We start from the raw sequence: 18034 nt of genomic DNA, 5'->3' as shown, positions 1-18034 counted from the left end.
TGGACACAAGATGCAGCAAGGCGGTCACGAAGAACCGCTGGTTGTATCGGGAGGAAGCGCGGCGATGCTGGATTTCGTTCAGCAGCTGGTCAGCGGTGTTGCGCTCGGCTGCGTCTACGGCCTGATCGCGCTCGGCTTCGTGCTCGTCTACAAGGCCACGGAGGTCGTCAATTTCGCCCAGGGCGATTTGATGATGCTGGGCGGCTTCTTCGCCTTCACCTTCATCGGCATGATGGGACTGAACTACTGGATCGGCTTTGCCGGTGCGGTGGCGGCAATGGCGTTGTTCGGCATGCTGGCGGAGCGCGTGGTGGTGCGGCCGATCCTCGGCTATCCGCAATTCTCCATCATCATGGCCACCATCGGCCTCGGCTATTTCCTGCGCTCGGTCGCCGGGATGATCTGGGGCACCGACGATCTGAAGATCGAGACGCCGTTCAGCCACGGCGTGCTGCGCGTCGGCTCGCTGGTGCTGGCCTATGACAAGCTCTCGGTGATCGCCGCGACGATGATCCTGTGCGCGCTGCTCTGGCTGTTCTTCAACAAGACCACGCTCGGCACCGCGATGCGCGCCAGTTCCGAGAATATGCTGGCGGCCTATTACATGGGCATCCCGGTCAAGCGCGTGGTGTCGGTCGTCTGGGCGATCAGCGCGGCGGTCGCGACCTGCGCCGGCGTGCTGCTGGCGCCGATCACGTTCATCCATTCCAATGTCGGCCTCGTGCTCGGCCTCAAGGCGTTTCCCGCCGCAGTCCTCGGCGGCTTCGGCTCGATCCCCGGCGCGGTCGTCGGCGGCGTGCTGATCGGCGTGATCGAGAGCATGGCCGGCTTCTATCTGGCGGAGGGCTGGAAGGACGTCGCGCCCTATCTCGTGCTGCTCGCCGTGCTCTTGCTCAAGCCTGAAGGCCTGTTCGGCCTTCACGTCCGCAAGAAGGTCTGAACGCCATGCGCTTCCTGTTCAAGACCGACTATGAGGACGACATCAAGCTGTTCCCGCATTCAGGCTACGTCGTCTCCTACGGCATCCTGCTCGCGCTGCTGCTGATCGCGCCCTATGTGCTCTCCAGCTATCTGATGAGCCAGCTCGTCTTCGTCTGCATCTACGCGACGGTCGGTGTCGGCCTTCTGATCCTGACCGGCTTTACCGGGCAAGCCTCGCTGGGCCACGCCGCGTTCCTCGCGATCGGCGCTTACACGGCGGCATACTTGCAGAAATACAACGTGCCGTTCCCGGTCTATTTCCTCGCCGCCGGTGCCCTGACCGGGTTGATCGGCGCGATGGTCGGCTTTCCCGCCCTGCGCCTGACCGGCATCTACCTCGTCATCGCTACCATCTCCTTTGCCCTGATCGTCGAGGAGATCCTGGCCCGCTGGGAGAGCGTCACCAACGGCAACGAGGGCATGCGGGTCAAGACATTGTCGCTGCTCGGCGTCACGGTTCCGCGCGACAGCCCGACCTTCTATTTCCTCTGCCTCGCCGTGCTGGTCTTGACCATCGTCGGCACGCTCAATCTGCTGCGCTCGCCCACGGGCCGCGCGTTCGTCGCGATCCGCGACAGCGAGACCGCGGCGCGCAGCATGGGCGTCAATGTCGCGCTGTATAAGGTGAAGTCCTTTGCGATCTCGGCGGCGATCACCGGCTTTGCCGGCGTGCTGTTCGCGCACAAGCTCTCCTTCATCTCGCCGGAGATGTTCACGCTCCAGCTCTCGATCGAGTTCATCATCGTGATCCTGATTGGCGGCACCTTCAGCCTGCACGGCGCGGTGCTGGGCGCGATCTTCATCGTGATGATCGACCCGTTCCTGACCTATCTGAAGGACGACTTGCCCGGCATCATCGCCGGCATTGCCGCGACGTTCGGGGCGGGCCCGGCGACTGCGGGCAATGTCCAGTCGAAGGTCGCGGCGTTCGCCTCGCTCAACGGATTGAAGGGCGCGATCTACGGCATCATCATCGTGCTGTTCGTGCTGTTCGAGCCGCTCGGGCTCTACGGCCGCTGGCTCAAGATCAAGCTCTTCTTCCAGCTATTTCCGCTCTACAAGCGCGCCACCTTCAAGCGGCAGAAGATCTACGTGAAGTCGGAGCGCAACCGATGAGCTATTTTCGCGCGGAGAACCTGTCGCTGCATTTCGGAGGGCTGAAGGCGGTCGATGCGGTATCCTTCGCGGTCGAGAAGGGCGAGATCCTCTCGATCATCGGGCCGAACGGTGCCGGCAAGAGCTCGATCTTCAACCTGATCTCGCGGATCTACCGGCCGACCACGGGCCGCATCTTCTTCGAAGACCAGGACATCACGGAGCAGCCGCCCTACGACATCGCCAGGCTCGGCATCGCGCGAACCTTCCAGAACATCGAGCTGTTCGAGAACGCGACCGTGCTCTCCAACCTCCTGGTCGGCCGCCACCGTCACTCGACCACCCGGCTCTGGCAGGAGCTGCTGTTCCTGCCGAGCGTGCGGGCGAACGAGAAGGTGCATCGCCGCAGGGTCGAGCAGGTGATCGAGTTCCTCGATCTCGAACCCTATCGCGACAAGCTGATCTCCGGCCTGCCCTATGGCGTGCGCAAGGTGATCGAGCTCGCACGCGCGCTGTGCTCGGAGCCGAAACTGATCCTGCTCGACGAGCCGTCCTCCGGCCTCAACGTCGAGGAGACCGGCGACATGTCTTTCTGGATCCGCGACATGAAGAACGAGCTCGGCGTCACCGTGCTGATGGTCGAGCACGACATGTCGCTGGTCAACCGCGTCTCCGATCGCGTCATCGCGCTGAACTATGGCCGGGTGCTGGCGATGGGGTCGCCCGCCGAGGTGCAGCAGCATCCCGATGTCGTCGCCGCGTATCTGGGAGCCTGACGCATGGACGCCGCCGTCACGCCCGACATCATCCTGAAGCTATCCAACATCGAGAGCTATTACGGGCCGATCATGGCGATCCGCGGCATCTCGCTGGAGGTGCCGCGCGGCCGCATCGTCACCCTGCTAGGCGCCAACGGCGCCGGCAAGACCACGGTGCTGAAGACGATCTCGGGCATTCTGGATCCGCAGAAGGGCACGATCGAATTCATGGGCAGGTCGATCCAGCGCATGGAGGCGGACCGGATCGTGCGGCTCGGCCTCAGCCATGTGCCGGAGGGGCGCGAGGTGTTCCCGTTCCTCTCGGTGCGCGAGAACCTGATGATGGGGGCGTATCCGCGCCGGGATCGTGATGGCGTCGCGGAGGATCTGGAGCGCGTCTACGGCTATTTCCCGCGTCTGAAGGAGCGCATCAACCAGCCGGCCGGCCAGCTTTCCGGCGGCGAGCAGCAGATGCTCGCGATCGGGCGTGCGCTGATGAACCGGCCGACCTTGCTGCTGCTCGACGAGCCCTCGCTCGGCCTGTCGCCGCTGCTGGTGAAGGAGATTTTCACCATCATCCGCCGCGTCAATGAGGAGCAGGGCATGTCGATCCTGCTGGTCGAGCAGAATGCCAAGGTGGCGCTGGAGACGGCGCATTACGGCTACGTGCTGGAGATCGGCCGCGTCGTGATGAACGACACCTGCGACCGCTTGATGCATTCCCAGGACATTCAGGAATTCTACCTTGGCGCCAAGGAGGCGGGCGCGCGAGGCGAGCGGCGCTGGAAAAAGAAGAAGACTTGGCGCTAGAAGATTTGGCGCTGAAGACTTGGCGCTAGGGGAAGGCGTTAGATGGATTGGCCCATCCGCAACGACAGACCGCCGGCAAGGCAGGCAGCGGAGGGGAGAGCGACAAGGAGGAGACGCGCATGGCCCGACCGGCGGTGCTGACGGTCGCTGATACGATCGCGAAGAGCTTCTTGCGCGCCGCCGAGACGCGGGGCGACAGGCCGGCTATCCGCGAAAAGAAATTCGGCATCTGGCAGCCGACCAGCTGGCGCGAGTGGCTTGAGATCTCGAAGGAGATCGCCTACGCGCTTCGCGCCTCCGGCTTTCTGCCCGGCGACGTCGCCTCCGTCATCGCCAATACCGTGCCGGAATGGGTTCATGCCGACATGGGCATTTTGTGCGCCGGCGGTGTTTCCTCCGGAATCTATCCGACCGATGCATCGTCCCAGGTCGAATATCTCGTCAACGATTCCCGGACCAAGGTGATCTTCGCCGAGGACGAGGAGCAACTCGACAAGGTGCTCGCCTGCCGCGCGCGCTGTCCGTCCCTGCAAAAAATCATCGTGTTCGACATGGAGGGCCTCAGCGGCTTCTTCGATGACATGGTGATGTCGCTCGACGAGTTCCGTGCGCTCGGCCGCAACCACATGGTCGGCCGCGAGGCGCTGTGGCAGGACATGATCGACAGCCGCAGTGCGGATGACCTTGCCATTCTCGTCTACACCTCGGGCACCACCGGTCCGCCCAAGGGCGCGATGCACGCGAACCGCAGCGTCACGCACCAGATGCGGCATGCCAACGATTTCATCTCGGCGCGGGAGGACGAAGACCGGCTGATCTTCCTTCCGCTCTGCCACGTCGCCGAGCGGGTCGCCGGCTACTACATCTCGGTCGCACTCGGCTCGGTGATGAATTTCGCCGAGAGCCCGGAGACGGTGCCGGACAATCTGCGCGAGGTGCAGCCGACCGTCTTCTTTGCGGTGCCTCGCATCTGGGAGAAGTTCTATTCCTCCGTCACGATCGCGCTGAAGGACGCGACGCCGCTCCAGCAATGGGTCTATCGCCGCGCCATCAAGGTCGGCTATCGCATGGTCGATTGCCGGATCGAGGGCAGGGCGCCGCCGCTCTCGCTACGCATCGCCAACGGCATCGCCTACCGGCTCGCGTTCCGCAACATCCGCCGCATGATGGGGCTCGACCGCTGCCGCATCGCGTTCACCGGCGCTGCGCCGATCGCACCGGAGCTGATCCGCTGGTATCTCGCGCTCGGCATCGACATGCACGAGGTCTATGGCCAGACCGAGAATTGCGGCGTCGCGACCATGATGCCGGCGGAACGCATCAAGTTCGGCTCGGTCGGCACTGCCGTGTCCTGGGGCGAGGTCACGCTGTCGCCCGATGGCGAGATCCTGATCAAGGGCGACTTCCTGTTCATGGGCTATCTGAATCAGGCTGAGAAGACCGCCGAGACCATCGACGATCGCGGCTGGCTGCACACCGGCGACGTCGGCACCATCGACAACGAAGGCTTTGTCCGCATCACCGACCGGATGAAGGACATCATCATCACCTCCGGCGGAAAGAACGTCACGCCGTCCGAGATCGAGAACCAGCTCAAATTCTCGCCCTACATCTCGGATGCCGTCGTGATCGGCGACAAGCGGCCTTATCTCACCTGCCTCGTGATGATCGACCAGGAGAATGTCGAGAAGTTCGCCCAGGACCACGACATCCCCTTCACCAATTATGCGAGCCTGTGCCGCGCGGCGGAGATCCAGGACCTGATCTGGCGCGAGATCGAAGGCGTCAACGGAAATTTCGCCCGCGTCGAGACCATCAAGAGATTTTACCTGATCGAGCGCCAGTTGACCCCGGAGGACGAGGAGCTGACGCCGACCATGAAGCTGAAGCGCGGCTTCGTGAACAAGCGCTACGCTGCCGAGATCGAGGCGATGTATCGCCAGCGCGCGGTGGCGTGACGAGCCTGCCAGTTCGAGAAAGCGAAGGAGCTGTGGCCCCCGCCCTTCGCACCATACGGGCCCAAAGGAGAGGAGACGTCAATGTCGAAATCGTTCAGCACGCTCGGCCTTGCTGTGAGCGCCGTGGTGCTCACCTGTCTGCCGGCCGCGGCGCAAACCAAGGTCACCAACGAGGGCATCTCGGCATCCGAGATCGTCATCGGCACCCATCAGGACCTGTCGGGGCCGATCAAGGGCTGGGGCGTCCCGGTCTCCAACGGCATGAAGATGGCGGTCGAGGAGATCAACGCGGCGGGCGGTGTCCAGGGCCGCAAGATCAAGCTGGTTGTCGAGGACTCGGGCTACGATCCGAAGAAAGCGGTGCTGGCTTCGCAAAAGCTGATCGAGCGCGACAAGATTTTCGCGATGGTGGGACCAATGGGATCGCCGACCGTGCTCGCTGCGCAGGATATCTTGCTCGACGCCGGCGTGCTTCAGCTCTTCCCGCTGACGGCGGCCGAGTTCACCTTCAAGTTCGATCCGGCCAAGCCGCAGGAGCGGCTGAAGTTCAACAACCTCCTGCCCTATGTCGAGAGCACGCGCGCAGCGCTCAAATACATGATAGAGGCAAAGAATTTCAAGAAGCCGTGCATCCTGCATCAGGACGACGAGTACGGCAAAAACGTGCTCGACGGCTTCAACCAGCAGCTCACCGCCATGAAGGTGCAGCCGGCCTCGATCACGAGCTACAAGCGCGGCGCCTCCGATTTCAGCGCGCAGGTCGCCAAGATGAAGTCTGACGGCTGCGACCTCGTCGTGCTCGGCGCGGTCCTCCGTGAACCGATCGGCACGATGGGTGAAGCGAAGAAGCTCGGATGGGACGTCACCTTCCTCGGCGCCACGCCCGTTAACGTGCTCGAAGTGCCGGCGCTCGGCAAGGAAGTGGTGGAAGGCTTGTATTCCGCCTCGAACTTCGAAATTCCCTACGAAGACACCGCGAAGGGAAAGGTGAAGGACTGGCTCGTCAATTACAAGAAGATGTTCAACGCCGACGCCAACACCCAGGCGATCATCGGCTACAATGCGGTGATGACGTTCGCGCATTATGCCAACAAGACTGGCAAGGATCTCACTGGCCAGAAGATGCTCGACGCGCTGGAGTCCGGCGACAAGTTCCAGGATATCTTTAATTCGCCGCCGACGGTGTTCTCGAAGACCAACCATCTCGCCACCACCGTCACCCAGGTGCAGCAGGTGAAGAACGGCCGCTGGGTGCTGGTGAAGGACAATCTGATGTTTTGATGGCTTCGCTCTTGCGGCGCTGACGGTGCACCCTCTCCCCTTGTGGGAGAGGGTGGCTTCGCGTGAGCGAAGCCGGGTGAGGGGTCTCTATCCTCATGAATGGTCGTGCGAGTGGAGAGAACCCCTCATCCGGCGCGCACGATGTGCGCGCCACCTTCTCCCACAAGGGGAGAAGGAAGAAAGCACCCCACGGGGAGAACCTACGATCCCCCGCCCGCCGTCCCTGAATTCACCGGCGCCAGCTCGTCTTCCCGGCAGCGCCAGCCGTCGGCGGCTTTCACGAAAGCAAACGTCCGCTGGATTCTCAGGCGGCGCGTGACGTTGAAGGCCTCGCCGGATCGCTCCTTGCTGCCGAGGCCGGGTTGCGGACGGCCCGTCCTGGGGTCCCAGCAGGTGCCGGTGCAGGTGGAAGCGACCTTGCTGCACATGGTGAAGGGCGCCAGCACGACCATCTCGATCTCGCCCGTGACCTGCGCCTCCTGGTCGGTCACCTGGCTGTCGAGCGCGTAGACGCGGTTGATGCGGAGGAAATTGCCGCACGAATTGGCGGCGTGAATCCGCGCGGCGCAGAAATCGACGGCGTCGGTGTCGGGCGAGCGGGCCGCGACCTGCCGGCCGAACACTTTCTTCGGATCGCCCTTGGCGGCGGCGATCTCCTCGGTCTTGCGCTTCAGATGCTCGGCGAGACAATCTTCCGCGGACGAAAGCTCGGCAAGCGGCACGTTCTCCTTGCCGACGAGATTGCACTTGCGATCGCGCTCTCTCGTCCATCGGCCGTATTCGGCGAAGGCAAAGCGGGCCGCGGTCGGGTCCAGCCTGCCGATCAGGCCCAGCACCTGGCTGTTGAGCTCGGTTTCGGTGAGCGCCAGCGACGGGTCCGCGCAGATCAGCGCGCCCGCGGCCGTGTTGGCCGCGAGACAGTCGAAATCGGGATCACGCACGATTGCGGCGCGCTCTTCGGTGACCTTGAGAAGGCACGCCTTCACGCGGTCGAAATCGTCAGTGCGGATCGCGGTCTGGCCGACGATGCCGCAGCCGAGGTTGCGCTGACGGATCCAGATCGCATTCTCCTCGATCGCGGGCAGGCGATCGGGCAGGCGGGCGAGCCGCGACTCGATCGCTGTGCCGAGCTTCTCGGCGGCGGCGGCCAGCTCGGCATCACCGCAGATCAATTGATTGCCGGGATCGCGGATCTGCTGGCAGTTGTTTCGGGCAAATAGCGGCAGCCTGTCGGCGATGGAGCGGTCGGACGGGCCCGATTGCGCGGAGCCTGGTGCCGCCGGCAATACCAGCAGCGCAAGCACAGACAGCACGATGAACCGCATTCCAGTCGCCCCCGCAAAGGCGCCATGCTAGCGCCCCGGATCGCGCGGCGAAACGGCTTTGTGGCGGGCGGTTTACGTGAGACCCGTAGCCCGGATGGAGCCAACGGGTCGGCGAAAAGCGCCGCCCGATAACAGGCTCCGCGTAATCCGGGGCCGCTGCTAGTGGTTAGGGTGCGTACTCATAAAGTCGGTTGCTGCGAGTCGGCCACCTGATGTCTGCCTCTCCCCCAACGGCGGCGCGGGAGCGGACATCGCGGCACTTCGCCTTCGGGCGGAAGAACATAAACCGGCTGGTCATTGGCCGAGCTGCCGCGGAACCTGCGAAACCTTGCCCTGCGGCACCATGGTCCCGCACTATCCGAGAATGCAGGTCGATCTGAACGCGCGTTTCGTCTAAACTTGCAGCAGGGTCACTTTGGGAAGAGACCCCAGATCCGTATTCCTGAGAACGCCTCGAACGCTCAAACCAGACCCTCTCAACGGCGAGAACAGGTCCATGAGCAAACCTCGCTTGCGAGATATTTCGCAGAATCCAGACACTTCCCAGTTGCCGATCGGCGAGTGTCCCGATGCGGAAATGACGCGCGTACTCAAGACGAAGCCCGTTCAAATGGCATCATCGTCCTGCGGCGCGATCACATTTTGGAAGCATGATCCGCTGCACGACGTCGTCAAGCCCATGGACGATCACGTCATCATGACGTTCCCCGCCGGGTCGGTGCGGTTCGAGCGCCGTAACGGGAAAGCATTTGTGAATGGAATGACGCGTCCCGGGACCGTGACGGTCATTCCGGCCGGTTCGAGCTCACGATGGGACATTTACCAACCTCTGAATGTCGTTCAGCTCTACCTGCCGCACGCAACGCTCCAGCGCGTTGCCCACGAAGCCGACGCGGCCGCTCCTGGTGATCTCGTGGAGCGAACGGTCCATCCCGACCCCGTTACATCCCGATTGCTCCTGAGTGCTGCGGATGTGCTGGAAGGCAGCGCGGCCTTGGATGCCCTGTTCAGGCATCAGATGACTGATCTTCTGGCGACGCGCCTGCTGGTTGCCCACGCAGGTTCGCCTGTAACGGTCCAGCCGGTCACCGGCGGGTTGTCGCCCAAGGTGCTGTGTCGCGCCATCGAACGCTTGCGTTCGGACAGCAATGCGGACGTCTCGCTCGCGGCGCTGGCATCCGATGCCGGCCTTTCGCGCTTCCATTTCTGCCGCGCCTTCAAGGGAAGCACCGGGCTGTCGCCGTATGCCTGGCTACGCCAGCACCAGCTCGAGCAGGCCATGAACATGCTGCGCGACACCGACGACTCGATCGTGTCGATCGCAGCCGCGCTTGGTTATTCCTCGCAGACCGCCTTCGCTGCGGCATTCAGGAAGCTGACCGGCGAGACCCCGAGCGGTTGGCGGCGACGCACGCGGTGAACATCTTCTTCGTCAGTGCGCCTCGGGCGCGGCCATCGACAACCGCACGGGTTCGTCGACATATTTCATCACGGCGGACTGGTAGAGCACGAACAGCGGCTGGTAGGTCTGCGCCGCGTCGTCCTCGACCATCGCCATGCGGCGGTTGTCGAGCATCAGCCAGTGGCCGTCGAGCCTTGCTGCGGCGACCGCATGCTCTTCGCCGGCCCTGACGTCACGCACCACGACGATGCGGAGGTCCTCATTGGCAACGCCGGCAAGCCGCAGCGCGGCCAGCTTGGCGATGGCATAGTCTTCGCAATCGCCGGCGCCCCGCGCGAAGGTCGCGAGCGGCGAGCTCCAGACGTCGTCGGCGCCGTCATTGGCGGCCCGGATGGCAAGATTGATGGCGCGATTGGTCTCGCCCAGCTTCGCGCGGCCGTCGCGGCTGCGGGCCTGGTCGACGATGGCGATCAGCTTGAGCGCCGCGGGCGACGCGCAATTGTCCCGGTCGCCGTCGCACAACGCGAGCTGCACCATGTCGTCGTCGAGCTTCTGCTTCAGCGCGAACCATTTCTGCTGGAGGCTGCCGGACGAGATGGCGAAGGCGAACACGCCGAACGGCTCGGCGGATCTGCGCACGAGGACGCCGGCTCCAGGCGACAGCAGCGTGCCGGCGCGGAGCTCGGCGGCCGATCCGAGCAGGATCAATCCGCACAGCACAAGGACAGCGCGCCAGGCGCGCGAGCGAGCAGCGGTCTCCATCTGACATCCCCTTCCGGCTTCGCCAGGTCCCCCTCGACCTGGTCGTGCCGGGCTTTGTTGCTTTCGCGGAGATAGTGCGAGACGGGCCGTTTTGTTCTGCTTAACGCGCCCGGCAGGGGTCCCAAAACCGTGGGACAGGCTGAAACGGGCCTGTGCAAATTGCGTAAAATTTTACGATTCGCCGGCTAGGAGGGCTCCGTCGCCGCGAAATGGAACCAATTGCAGGGAGAAGTTGCGGGAGGGCTGATTCTACCGCTTATGGCTAACAGCCCGTTATTTCACGGGTTCTGTTAGTTGGGTCACAGATTCTGCCCCGTATTTGTCGCAGGATGCTGCGGGGTACTACGAACAAAAGATGACACAAGTATCCGTCGTTCGATAGGGGCGACTGATTACTTTGGATGACTGGGAATGCGTGAAAATAAGCCGAAAACCGACCTCGGAATATTTGAAGAATTACTTCGGCTTCTCTGTGAAGGCGCCGCTATTGGGGACGCCTCCAGCCAAGTGATGGGAATCACACAAGCAATAGATGGTTTCGCTAAGGACTTGGTAATGCTATTCAAGCTTAGGCGGTCGTTACTTACTTAGATTTTAACTCTTTTTGCGGTGCCCCCCGGTTGAATTACGCTGGCAAATTTGACGCCACGATTCCCCTTGATGGCGAGGGTTCCCGCTCGGCCGCGGACGTTCATGTCGATTCCTTTGCGGCCAAGCCTTTTATCGCCAAGCCCTTTATCGCGAAGGCACACGGTCACGTGCCCGACGGCACGTTCGTTGTTCCCGATGCCAACCTGATCTTCAATGGCGAGTTCAAGCGCGCAGGTCTCGACCTCGTGCTGTCCCACGAGGGGCATGAGTTCGTCGTTCACGATTATTTCAAGGGCGACAAGCGCGCAGCGATCGCTTCGCCCGATGGCGCCCACCTCACCGGCGACGTCGTCAACGCGCTTACGGGCCATGTGCAGGTTGCGCAGGCCGCGCCCGGCATCGCCGCCGCGCAGGTCATCGGCCACGTCACAAAACTCTCCGGCAGCGCGACCGCGGTTCGCAACGGCGTCTCGGTCACGCTGAACAACGGCGATAACGTCGAGAAGGGCGATGTGGTCTCGACCGGCGCGGATTCGACGCTCGGCATCACCTTCATCGACGGCACCGTGTTCGGCCTGTCCTCCAATGCGCGGATGGTGCTGAACGAGATGGTCTACGACCCCAACGGGTCGAGCAATTCCTCGCTGCTGAGCCTGGTTGCGGGCACCATCACCTTCGTCGCGGGCGAGACCGCCAAGCACGGCGACATGAAGATCGACACGCCGGTCGCCACCATGGGCATCCGCGGCACGGCGGTGCTGACCCAGATCAACTTCGTCGTTCCCGCCGGCGGCGGCGATCCGCAGCCGCAGGCGAGCTTCCAGGTGCTGGTCGAGCCGAACGGCACGACGGGCTCCTACATCCTGTTCGACAAGGTCACGCTGCTGCCGATCGCGACGGTCAACCAGGCCGGCCAGATGATCCAGATCAGCGGCGGCAACGTCTCGATCACCAACGGGCTGCTGTCGCCGGACGTCCAGAAGCTGATCACGGACGTGTTCACGCTGAAGTTCACCGACAACAACACCAACACCAAGCTGACCACGAACTTCACCGACACGATCACGCAGACCAGCGACGGCCTGGTGATCAAGACTCCGGCCGGCTACATCGCGACCGCGCTCTTCACCAACCTCGGTCAGCAGGGACCGCAGGGGCCCAGCGATCACACGACGCCTTTCAACCGTTACCCCGGCAAGCCTCTGTCTCAAAGCCTTGATCTCAACGGCAATGTGAAGACGGCGTTTGCGCTGACCGAGCGCGCGGACACGACCGGCGACACGACGCATTCCGACACGATCTCCGGCCGGATCACCTTCGTCGACCAGAACCTGGGCGACAGGCCGACGGTGAGCGTGAATCTCGCCGATGCGCCGAACTACGTCTACAAGAGTGCCGGCCAGGACGTCACCGGCTCGCTCACCGCGCTCCAGAAGCAGGACATCGCGGCGACGCAGATCCAGATCAACGTCGTCGCCGACGGCGGCAACAACAACAACGGCTCGGCGGTCTGGACCTACACGATCCCCGACCACGTCTTCGACTTTCTCGCGGCCAGCGAAACGTTGACGCTGACCTACATGGTCCGCGTCGACAACAATTTCTCGGTCAGCCCCGAGACCGCCTTCATCCCCATCACGATCACGATCACCGGCACCAACGACAAGCCGGTGATCACCACCAGCGTTCCGGTCATCATCTTTGAAGGCGGCACCAGCGTGCCGGGTGGCCCGCTCACCAGCGATGTGCCGACGACGGGCACGCTGAACTTCGACGACGTCGATCTCACCGACAAGCATACGGTGTCGGCGGCGCTGACCAGCGCGACCCTGCCCGATGGCACCGTTCCGCCGGGCCCGCTCGCGGCGTTCCAGAGCGCGATGTCGGTCGCGATCGCGGCGGGCGCCGACAGCACCGGAGACGGCACCGGCACCATCAACTGGTCGCTGGCCGATCTGCCGGTCTATCTCGCCGACTTCATCCCGAAGGGTGAGGTGCTGACGCTGGTCTACACCGTGACGCTGACGGATTCGCAAGGCGCGACCTCGAAGCAGACCATCACCGTCACGATCACCGGCACCGATGCGCCCGCGGTGGTGTGGATCGCGACCGACAAGGCCGGCGCTCCCTCCGGCGGCTTCTGGAAGGACGCGGCGAACTGGGCAACCGGCACGGTCCCGACCATCAATGACGATGTCATCGTCATCACCGATCAGCTGCACGGCCTGACGCCGTCCTATCCGGTGACGATCGACACTGCGGCCTACGCCAAGTCGCTGACGATGAACGATTTCGGTGGCCCGCCGCCGAAGGTGATCGTCCAGAGCTCGCTGACGATATCAGGCGCGCTCAACATGGGTGCCGATTCGATCCTCACGACCGCCGCGACCGGAACGATGTCGGTCGGCGGCAAGGCCGAGATTCTGGGCACGAGCGTGCTCACCAATGCCGGCTATCTGACGCTCGCGGGCGGCGGCGATTTCGCCAGCGGCACCAAGATCACCAATTCCGGCACGATCGAGCTGTCCGGCGGCACGCTGAAGACGCTGGCCACAATCCACAATGCCGGCGGCTTGCTGAAGGCCGATGCCGGCTCGACGCTGATCGTCGATACCGCGACGGTCGATGGCGGCACCGTCAGCATTTTGGGCACGCTGGAGCTCGATGGCACCAGCCTGATCGAGAACGGCACGCTGAACAATTCCGGCACTGTCAACGTCAAGGGCACGGTCGAGTTTGCCCACGAGACCGTGTCCAACACCGCGGCCGGTGTGATCGAGGTGCTGGCCAATGGCTGGCTGACGATCCATCAGGGCTCCAGCGTTATCAATGACGGTCAGATCACGGTCGATGCCAGCGGCAAGCTGATCGTCAACAATGCGACCATCGGCGGAGCTGGTGCGGTGATCGACACCGATGGCGGTGATGACGAGGGAGGCCCCGTCCTCAACGCCGGCATTCGCGGCGCCGGCACGATTACCAACAACGGTGAGATTGATCTGACCGGCGATGCGGTCCTGAGCGGCGGCATTCTGAAAAACAATGCCGTCTTCAAGGTGAGCGGTGCGCGCAATGCGCTCAGCGATGAGACCGTCACCAATGCCGGCATCATCGAAGTGCTCGCCAACGGCGCGCTCGCGATCGAGCAGGGCTCGACCGTCGACAATTCAGCCGGCAATGTCATCGTCGATGGCAATGCGGTCCTGACGCTGGACAATGCCACGATCAGCGGCGGCGCCATCAAGGGCGCCGGCACGATCGACGTCACCGGTGCCAGCAAGATCGACAGCGCCGCCACGCTCAGCGTCAGCGCGGTGACGGTCGAGAGCGGCGTCACGCTGACGCTCGACGACGCGACCGTTTCGGGCACCGCGATTGTCAATCACGGCACCGTCAATGTCGATGCGAGCAAGACGCTGACGTTGAACGGTGCGAGCCTGGCCGGCGGCACGCTCACCATCGCCGGCACGCTGGAATCGACCGGCGCGAGCGCCATCGACAACGCCGACGTCGGCAACACCGGCACGATCTCGGTCACCAGCGGCACGCTGACGATCGATCCCGGCATCCTTCACGCCATCACCAATCACGGTCTGATCGAGGCAGTGACCGGCGGCACGCTGAAGCTCACGGCCGCCACCATCGCCAACGCCGGCGGCATCATCTCGGTCGACGGCGCGTCAAAGCTCTATCTGACCGACGTCTCGATCAACGGCGGCAGCCTGACCAACGCCGGCAATCTCTACAGCGTCGCCGGCCTCAATACGATCACGGGCGGCGTCACCAACACCGGCACCATCGAAGTCCAGAGCGGCACGCTCAACCTGTCCGGCGGCATCACCGGCGCCGGCACGCTGATCATCGACGATAACACGACGCTGGAGCTCGGTGGTGCGGACGCGCAGACCGTCACCTTCGCCGGCGGCACCAATACGCTCGAGATCGACAAGACGAGCCATGCCTTTACCGGCACTATCGCCGGTCAGGCGACGACCGGCGGCACCTTCACGGTCACCGGCGGTGCCGACATCAAGTCGGGCAAGGGCGACGCGCTCGACTTCACCGCTTCGGGCGGGACGATCGGCCATCGCGGCAACATCGTACTGACCCCGAGCGGTACGCTGACCGGCGCGACCAACGGCATCGTCGTCACCCAGAATGGCATCGGCGATATCTCGCTGACGACATCAGGCGACGTCACCGGCCAGACCGGCAACGGCATCGTGCTGCATGACGGTGTGAACGGTGCGGGCGATATCACGGCGACGATCGGCGGCGGCGTTTCCGGCGCGGTCGGTCTCGACATCGTCTCCCATGGCAACGGCGCAGTCACCGTCACCAACAACGGGCACATCACCGGCACGACCTCCTCCGGTATCAATGTCGACCAGGACGATGCGGGCGCGACCGGCTCGACGCACATCACCAATACCGGCTCCATGGTCGGCGCCGGCAGTTTTGCTGCGATCTCGATCCAGGAGCACGGCACCGGCGCTGCATTTATCACCAACTCCGGCACCATCGGGCCAGCCGATGCCGGCAGCGTGACCTCATCGACCTACGCGATCGTCGAGACTGGCGGCGAGATCACGATCAACAACACCGGCCACATCAACGGCAACATCTCGGTCGCCACCGCCACGTTCAATAACAACGCAGGCGGCACCTGGACGGTCGCCGGCAGCGGCGTGTTCGGCGATGCGTCCTCGATCGTCAACCACGGCGACATCGATCTGCACGGGGCCTCCATTTCCGGGGCCGATCTGACCATCGAAAATTATGGCGACATCGACAGCTGGGGCACTGCGTCGATCACGGGCGACATCACCAACAGCAGCACCGGTTCGATCGAGGTTCACACCGGGACGCTGACGCTGTTTGGCTCGCTGTCGGGCTCGGCCACGGGCGCGGTCGTCGTCGATGCCGGCGCGACGCTCGAGGTCAAGGGTGCGGTATCGCAAACGATCACGCTTGCCGGTGACGGCGCCGAGCTGGAGATCGATACGAAGGATTTCGGCGGCTCGATCGCGGAGCTGTCCGCGAACGACAAGATCGACCTGACGATGATCAAGTGGGGGCCTGGCACCAGCGCGGTTTATGTCCCGGATGCCGACCACCCCGCGAACGGCGGCGTGCTGACGGTCACCGGCGACGATGGCAAGAGCATCAGCCTGACCCTGATCGGAGACTATCGCGACGCGCACTTCGCGGGTAGCGATGAGGGCGGCCACACGCTGATCACGATCCATGCGGACGACGATGCGCCGGCATTCACCACCACGGACGTGGCGCAGCTGACCGCAAGCTTCTCCGAACAACCTGATACCACCGGCTCGTCCTCGACGATCGACCCGTCGCCGGCTGCGACCGGCTCGATCAACTTCAAGGACATCGACCTGACCGACCGGCCGACGGTGACGAAGGTCGACCAGGACGTGACCTGGCTCGACGGCGCCACCGACCTCACCGCGTCGCTCACGCCCGACGAGACCGCCGCGTTGAAGAACGCGCTGACATATCAGCTGACCGGCAAGAACAACGGTACCGTCACCTGGCACTATTCGATCGCCGACAACGCGCTCGATTTCCTCGGCCAGGACCAGACGGCGAAGGTCGTGTCCACCATCGCGCTCGATGATGGCCGGGGCGAGACCACCACGACCGAAGTCACCATCACGATCACCGGCAAGAACGACGCGCCGACATTGGCCGCGGTGACCAAGGGTCCACTCGTGGACACGGCCATCGCCGACAGCTTCTCGAATATCACGGGGGCGCTGGTCGGGACCGATGCCGACTATGGTGAGACGGCGACGCTCAAATACGCCGTTCTGGACGCGACGAACCACGCAGTGACGACCGTCGCGGGTCAGTTTGGCTCGCTGACGGTCTGCGAAGACGGCACCTACAAGTACGTTCCAAGTGCGGCTGCGATCAACGCGCTCTCGGAAGGCGACTATACGGATACTTTCACGGTCCAGACCAAGGACGCGCAGAATGCCACTGGCACCGCCACGTTCAAGGTGAACGTGACCGGCGCCAACGACGCACCTGTGTTGTCCGATGGCAGCATGGGGAAGCTCACCGACACGGCGGCCGCGGACCACTTCTCCGATCTCACCGGCCAACTGGCCGCGACCGATGCCGACAGCGGCGACACGTTGACCTACGCTGTCCTGAATGCGGACCACCACGCGGCGACGACCGTCGGGGGGCACTACGGCTCGCTGACGGTCAACACCAACGGCAGCTACAGCTACGTTCCGAACGCGGCTGCGATCAATGCGCTACAGGATGGGAATTACACGGATACGTTTACCGTCCAGACCACGGACGCGCATGGCGCCACCGGCACAGCGACACTCACGGTGGATGTGACCGGCGTGAACGACGCGCCGGTGATCAACACCGACCAGATCAGCGTCACGCAGAACAGCGATGAGCGGGTGATCGTGTACGGTCTGTCGGTTACCGACGCTGATGCTGTCGCTACTGAGACGTTCACGATCGCTGCTACCACCGACGATTCGGGTAGCAAAGTGAGCCCGTCATCGGGGACCGGTTCTTTGGTCGATATCAATTCGACATTGCAGACGGTCACCTACAGGGAGGGCAGCGGAGAGCCTTCCACGGATAAGGTCGCGCTCACCGTGACCGACGGCCACGGCGCGACCGATACAATCAACTTGATTTTCAACCTCGCTGAAAATGCGAATGATCACGTCAGCCTTGCCGGGACGACCGGCAAGGACGTGTTCTTCGGGACCGGCTATCAGGATCAGTTCGTGTTCGCGGCCAATTCGAACCGCGATACGATCATTCATTTCACGTCCGGCCAGGACCATATTGACCTGTCGTTCGTGGGGGCCTCCAACGTTTCCGACTGGATGGCTCATCATGTGACCGCGTCGGGGGCAGACACTCTGATCACGATCGATACGGCAGACACTATCCTCCTCAAAGGCGTCAGCAGCGTCCAGGCGAGCGATTTCATCCTTCACGTCACCTAGTGAACTGGCCCCGCCCCGAAGGCTGAGTTTCATTTCGCCTTGACCGCGGCAAAAAATCCAT

General features: G+C 63.4%; 10 protein-coding genes. 8 read left to right on the top strand and 2 right to left on the bottom strand.

The genetic code is table 11. From position 1 onward, the window contains the following. Window positions 1-64: 64 nt before the first annotated feature. The 6 genes from AC1DW2_RS03440 to AC1DW2_RS03415 all read left to right on the top strand — a co-directional run bounded on the left by AC1DW2_RS03440 (window position 65) and on the right by AC1DW2_RS03415 (window position 6883). Window positions 65-940 (top strand): branched-chain amino acid ABC transporter permease, encoded by an 876-nt coding sequence (locus tag AC1DW2_RS03440; RefSeq protein WP_014498442.1) that lies wholly within the window; start codon window positions 65-67, stop codon window positions 938-940. Between the two features lie 5 nt (window positions 941-945). Continuing rightward, window positions 946-2097: a branched-chain amino acid ABC transporter permease gene (locus AC1DW2_RS03435; RefSeq protein WP_477005259.1), complete on the top strand. Its 1152-nt coding sequence runs from the start codon at window positions 946-948 to the stop codon at window positions 2095-2097. Continuing rightward, the gene (locus AC1DW2_RS03430) at window positions 2094-2852 is read left to right on the top strand and encodes an ABC transporter ATP-binding protein (protein ID WP_063980810.1); all 759 of its coding nucleotides are present in this window, start codon (window positions 2094-2096) and stop codon (window positions 2850-2852) included. The genes AC1DW2_RS03435 and AC1DW2_RS03430 overlap by 4 nt, the downstream gene beginning before the upstream one ends. 3 nt (window positions 2853-2855) lie before the next feature. Further along, window positions 2856-3644 carry an ABC transporter ATP-binding protein gene (locus AC1DW2_RS03425; RefSeq protein ID WP_063980811.1) on the top strand — a complete coding sequence of 263 codons (789 nt, stop codon included), beginning with the start codon at window positions 2856-2858 and terminating at the stop codon, window positions 3642-3644. A gap of 119 nt (window positions 3645-3763) precedes the next feature. Next, on the top strand, window positions 3764-5602 hold the full coding sequence (locus AC1DW2_RS03420; RefSeq protein ID WP_477005258.1) for an AMP-dependent synthetase/ligase: 1839 nt from the start codon (window positions 3764-3766) through the stop codon (window positions 5600-5602). Between the two features lie 81 nt (window positions 5603-5683). Then, window positions 5684-6883, top strand: a complete 1200-nt coding sequence (locus AC1DW2_RS03415) for an ABC transporter substrate-binding protein (RefSeq protein WP_477005257.1) — start codon at window positions 5684-5686, stop codon at window positions 6881-6883. A gap of 200 nt (window positions 6884-7083) precedes the next feature. Here the strand turns inward: AC1DW2_RS03415 and AC1DW2_RS03410 are convergent, their stop codons facing one another. Further along, window positions 7084-8208: a lysozyme inhibitor LprI family protein gene (locus tag AC1DW2_RS03410; protein WP_477005256.1), complete on the bottom strand. Its 1125-nt coding sequence runs from the start codon at window positions 8206-8208 to the stop codon at window positions 7084-7086. A gap of 496 nt (window positions 8209-8704) precedes the next feature. Here AC1DW2_RS03410 and AC1DW2_RS03405 point away from each other — a divergent pair, with 496 nt between their 5' ends. Further along, window positions 8705-9628, top strand: coding sequence for a helix-turn-helix domain-containing protein (locus tag AC1DW2_RS03405; RefSeq protein ID WP_354113423.1), 924 nt, complete (start codon window positions 8705-8707; stop codon window positions 9626-9628). A gap of 12 nt (window positions 9629-9640) precedes the next feature. Here the strand turns inward: AC1DW2_RS03405 and AC1DW2_RS03400 are convergent, their stop codons facing one another. Beyond that, window positions 9641-10372, bottom strand: coding sequence for a transglutaminase-like cysteine peptidase (locus AC1DW2_RS03400; protein ID WP_354244886.1), 732 nt, complete (start codon window positions 10370-10372; stop codon window positions 9641-9643). Between the two features lie 620 nt (window positions 10373-10992). Here AC1DW2_RS03400 and AC1DW2_RS03395 point away from each other — a divergent pair. Next, on the top strand, window positions 10993-17973 hold the full coding sequence (locus AC1DW2_RS03395; protein WP_477005255.1) for a VCBS domain-containing protein: 6981 nt from the start codon (window positions 10993-10995) through the stop codon (window positions 17971-17973). Window positions 17974-18034 lie beyond the last annotated feature (61 nt).

This window comes from Bradyrhizobium sp. P3_C3 (assembly GCF_056402655.1).
This window is presented reverse-complemented; position numbering and strand designations above follow the sequence as displayed.

What these genes read in the sequence shown, in the direction of transcription:
- AC1DW2_RS03430 (WP_063980810.1), top strand. Translation starts at nt 2,094, where the DNA reads ATGAGCTATTTTCGCGCGGAGAACCTGTCGCTGCATTTCGGAGGGCTG.
- AC1DW2_RS03420 (WP_477005258.1), top strand. Translation starts at nt 3,764, where the DNA reads ATGGCCCGACCGGCGGTGCTGACGGTCGCTGATACGATCGCGAAGAGC.
- AC1DW2_RS03410 (WP_477005256.1), bottom strand. Translation starts at nt 8,208, where the DNA reads ATGCGGTTCATCGTGCTGTCTGTGCTTGCGCTGCTGGTATTGCCGGCG.
- AC1DW2_RS03435 (WP_477005259.1), top strand. Translation starts at nt 946, where the DNA reads ATGCGCTTCCTGTTCAAGACCGACTATGAGGACGACATCAAGCTGTTC.
- AC1DW2_RS03415 (WP_477005257.1), top strand. Translation starts at nt 5,684, where the DNA reads ATGTCGAAATCGTTCAGCACGCTCGGCCTTGCTGTGAGCGCCGTGGTG.
- AC1DW2_RS03400 (WP_354244886.1), bottom strand. Translation starts at nt 10,372, where the DNA reads ATGGAGACCGCTGCTCGCTCGCGCGCCTGGCGCGCTGTCCTTGTGCTG.
- AC1DW2_RS03425 (WP_063980811.1), top strand. Translation starts at nt 2,856, where the DNA reads ATGGACGCCGCCGTCACGCCCGACATCATCCTGAAGCTATCCAACATC.
- AC1DW2_RS03405 (WP_354113423.1), top strand. Translation starts at nt 8,705, where the DNA reads ATGAGCAAACCTCGCTTGCGAGATATTTCGCAGAATCCAGACACTTCC.
- AC1DW2_RS03440 (WP_014498442.1), top strand. Translation starts at nt 65, where the DNA reads ATGCTGGATTTCGTTCAGCAGCTGGTCAGCGGTGTTGCGCTCGGCTGC.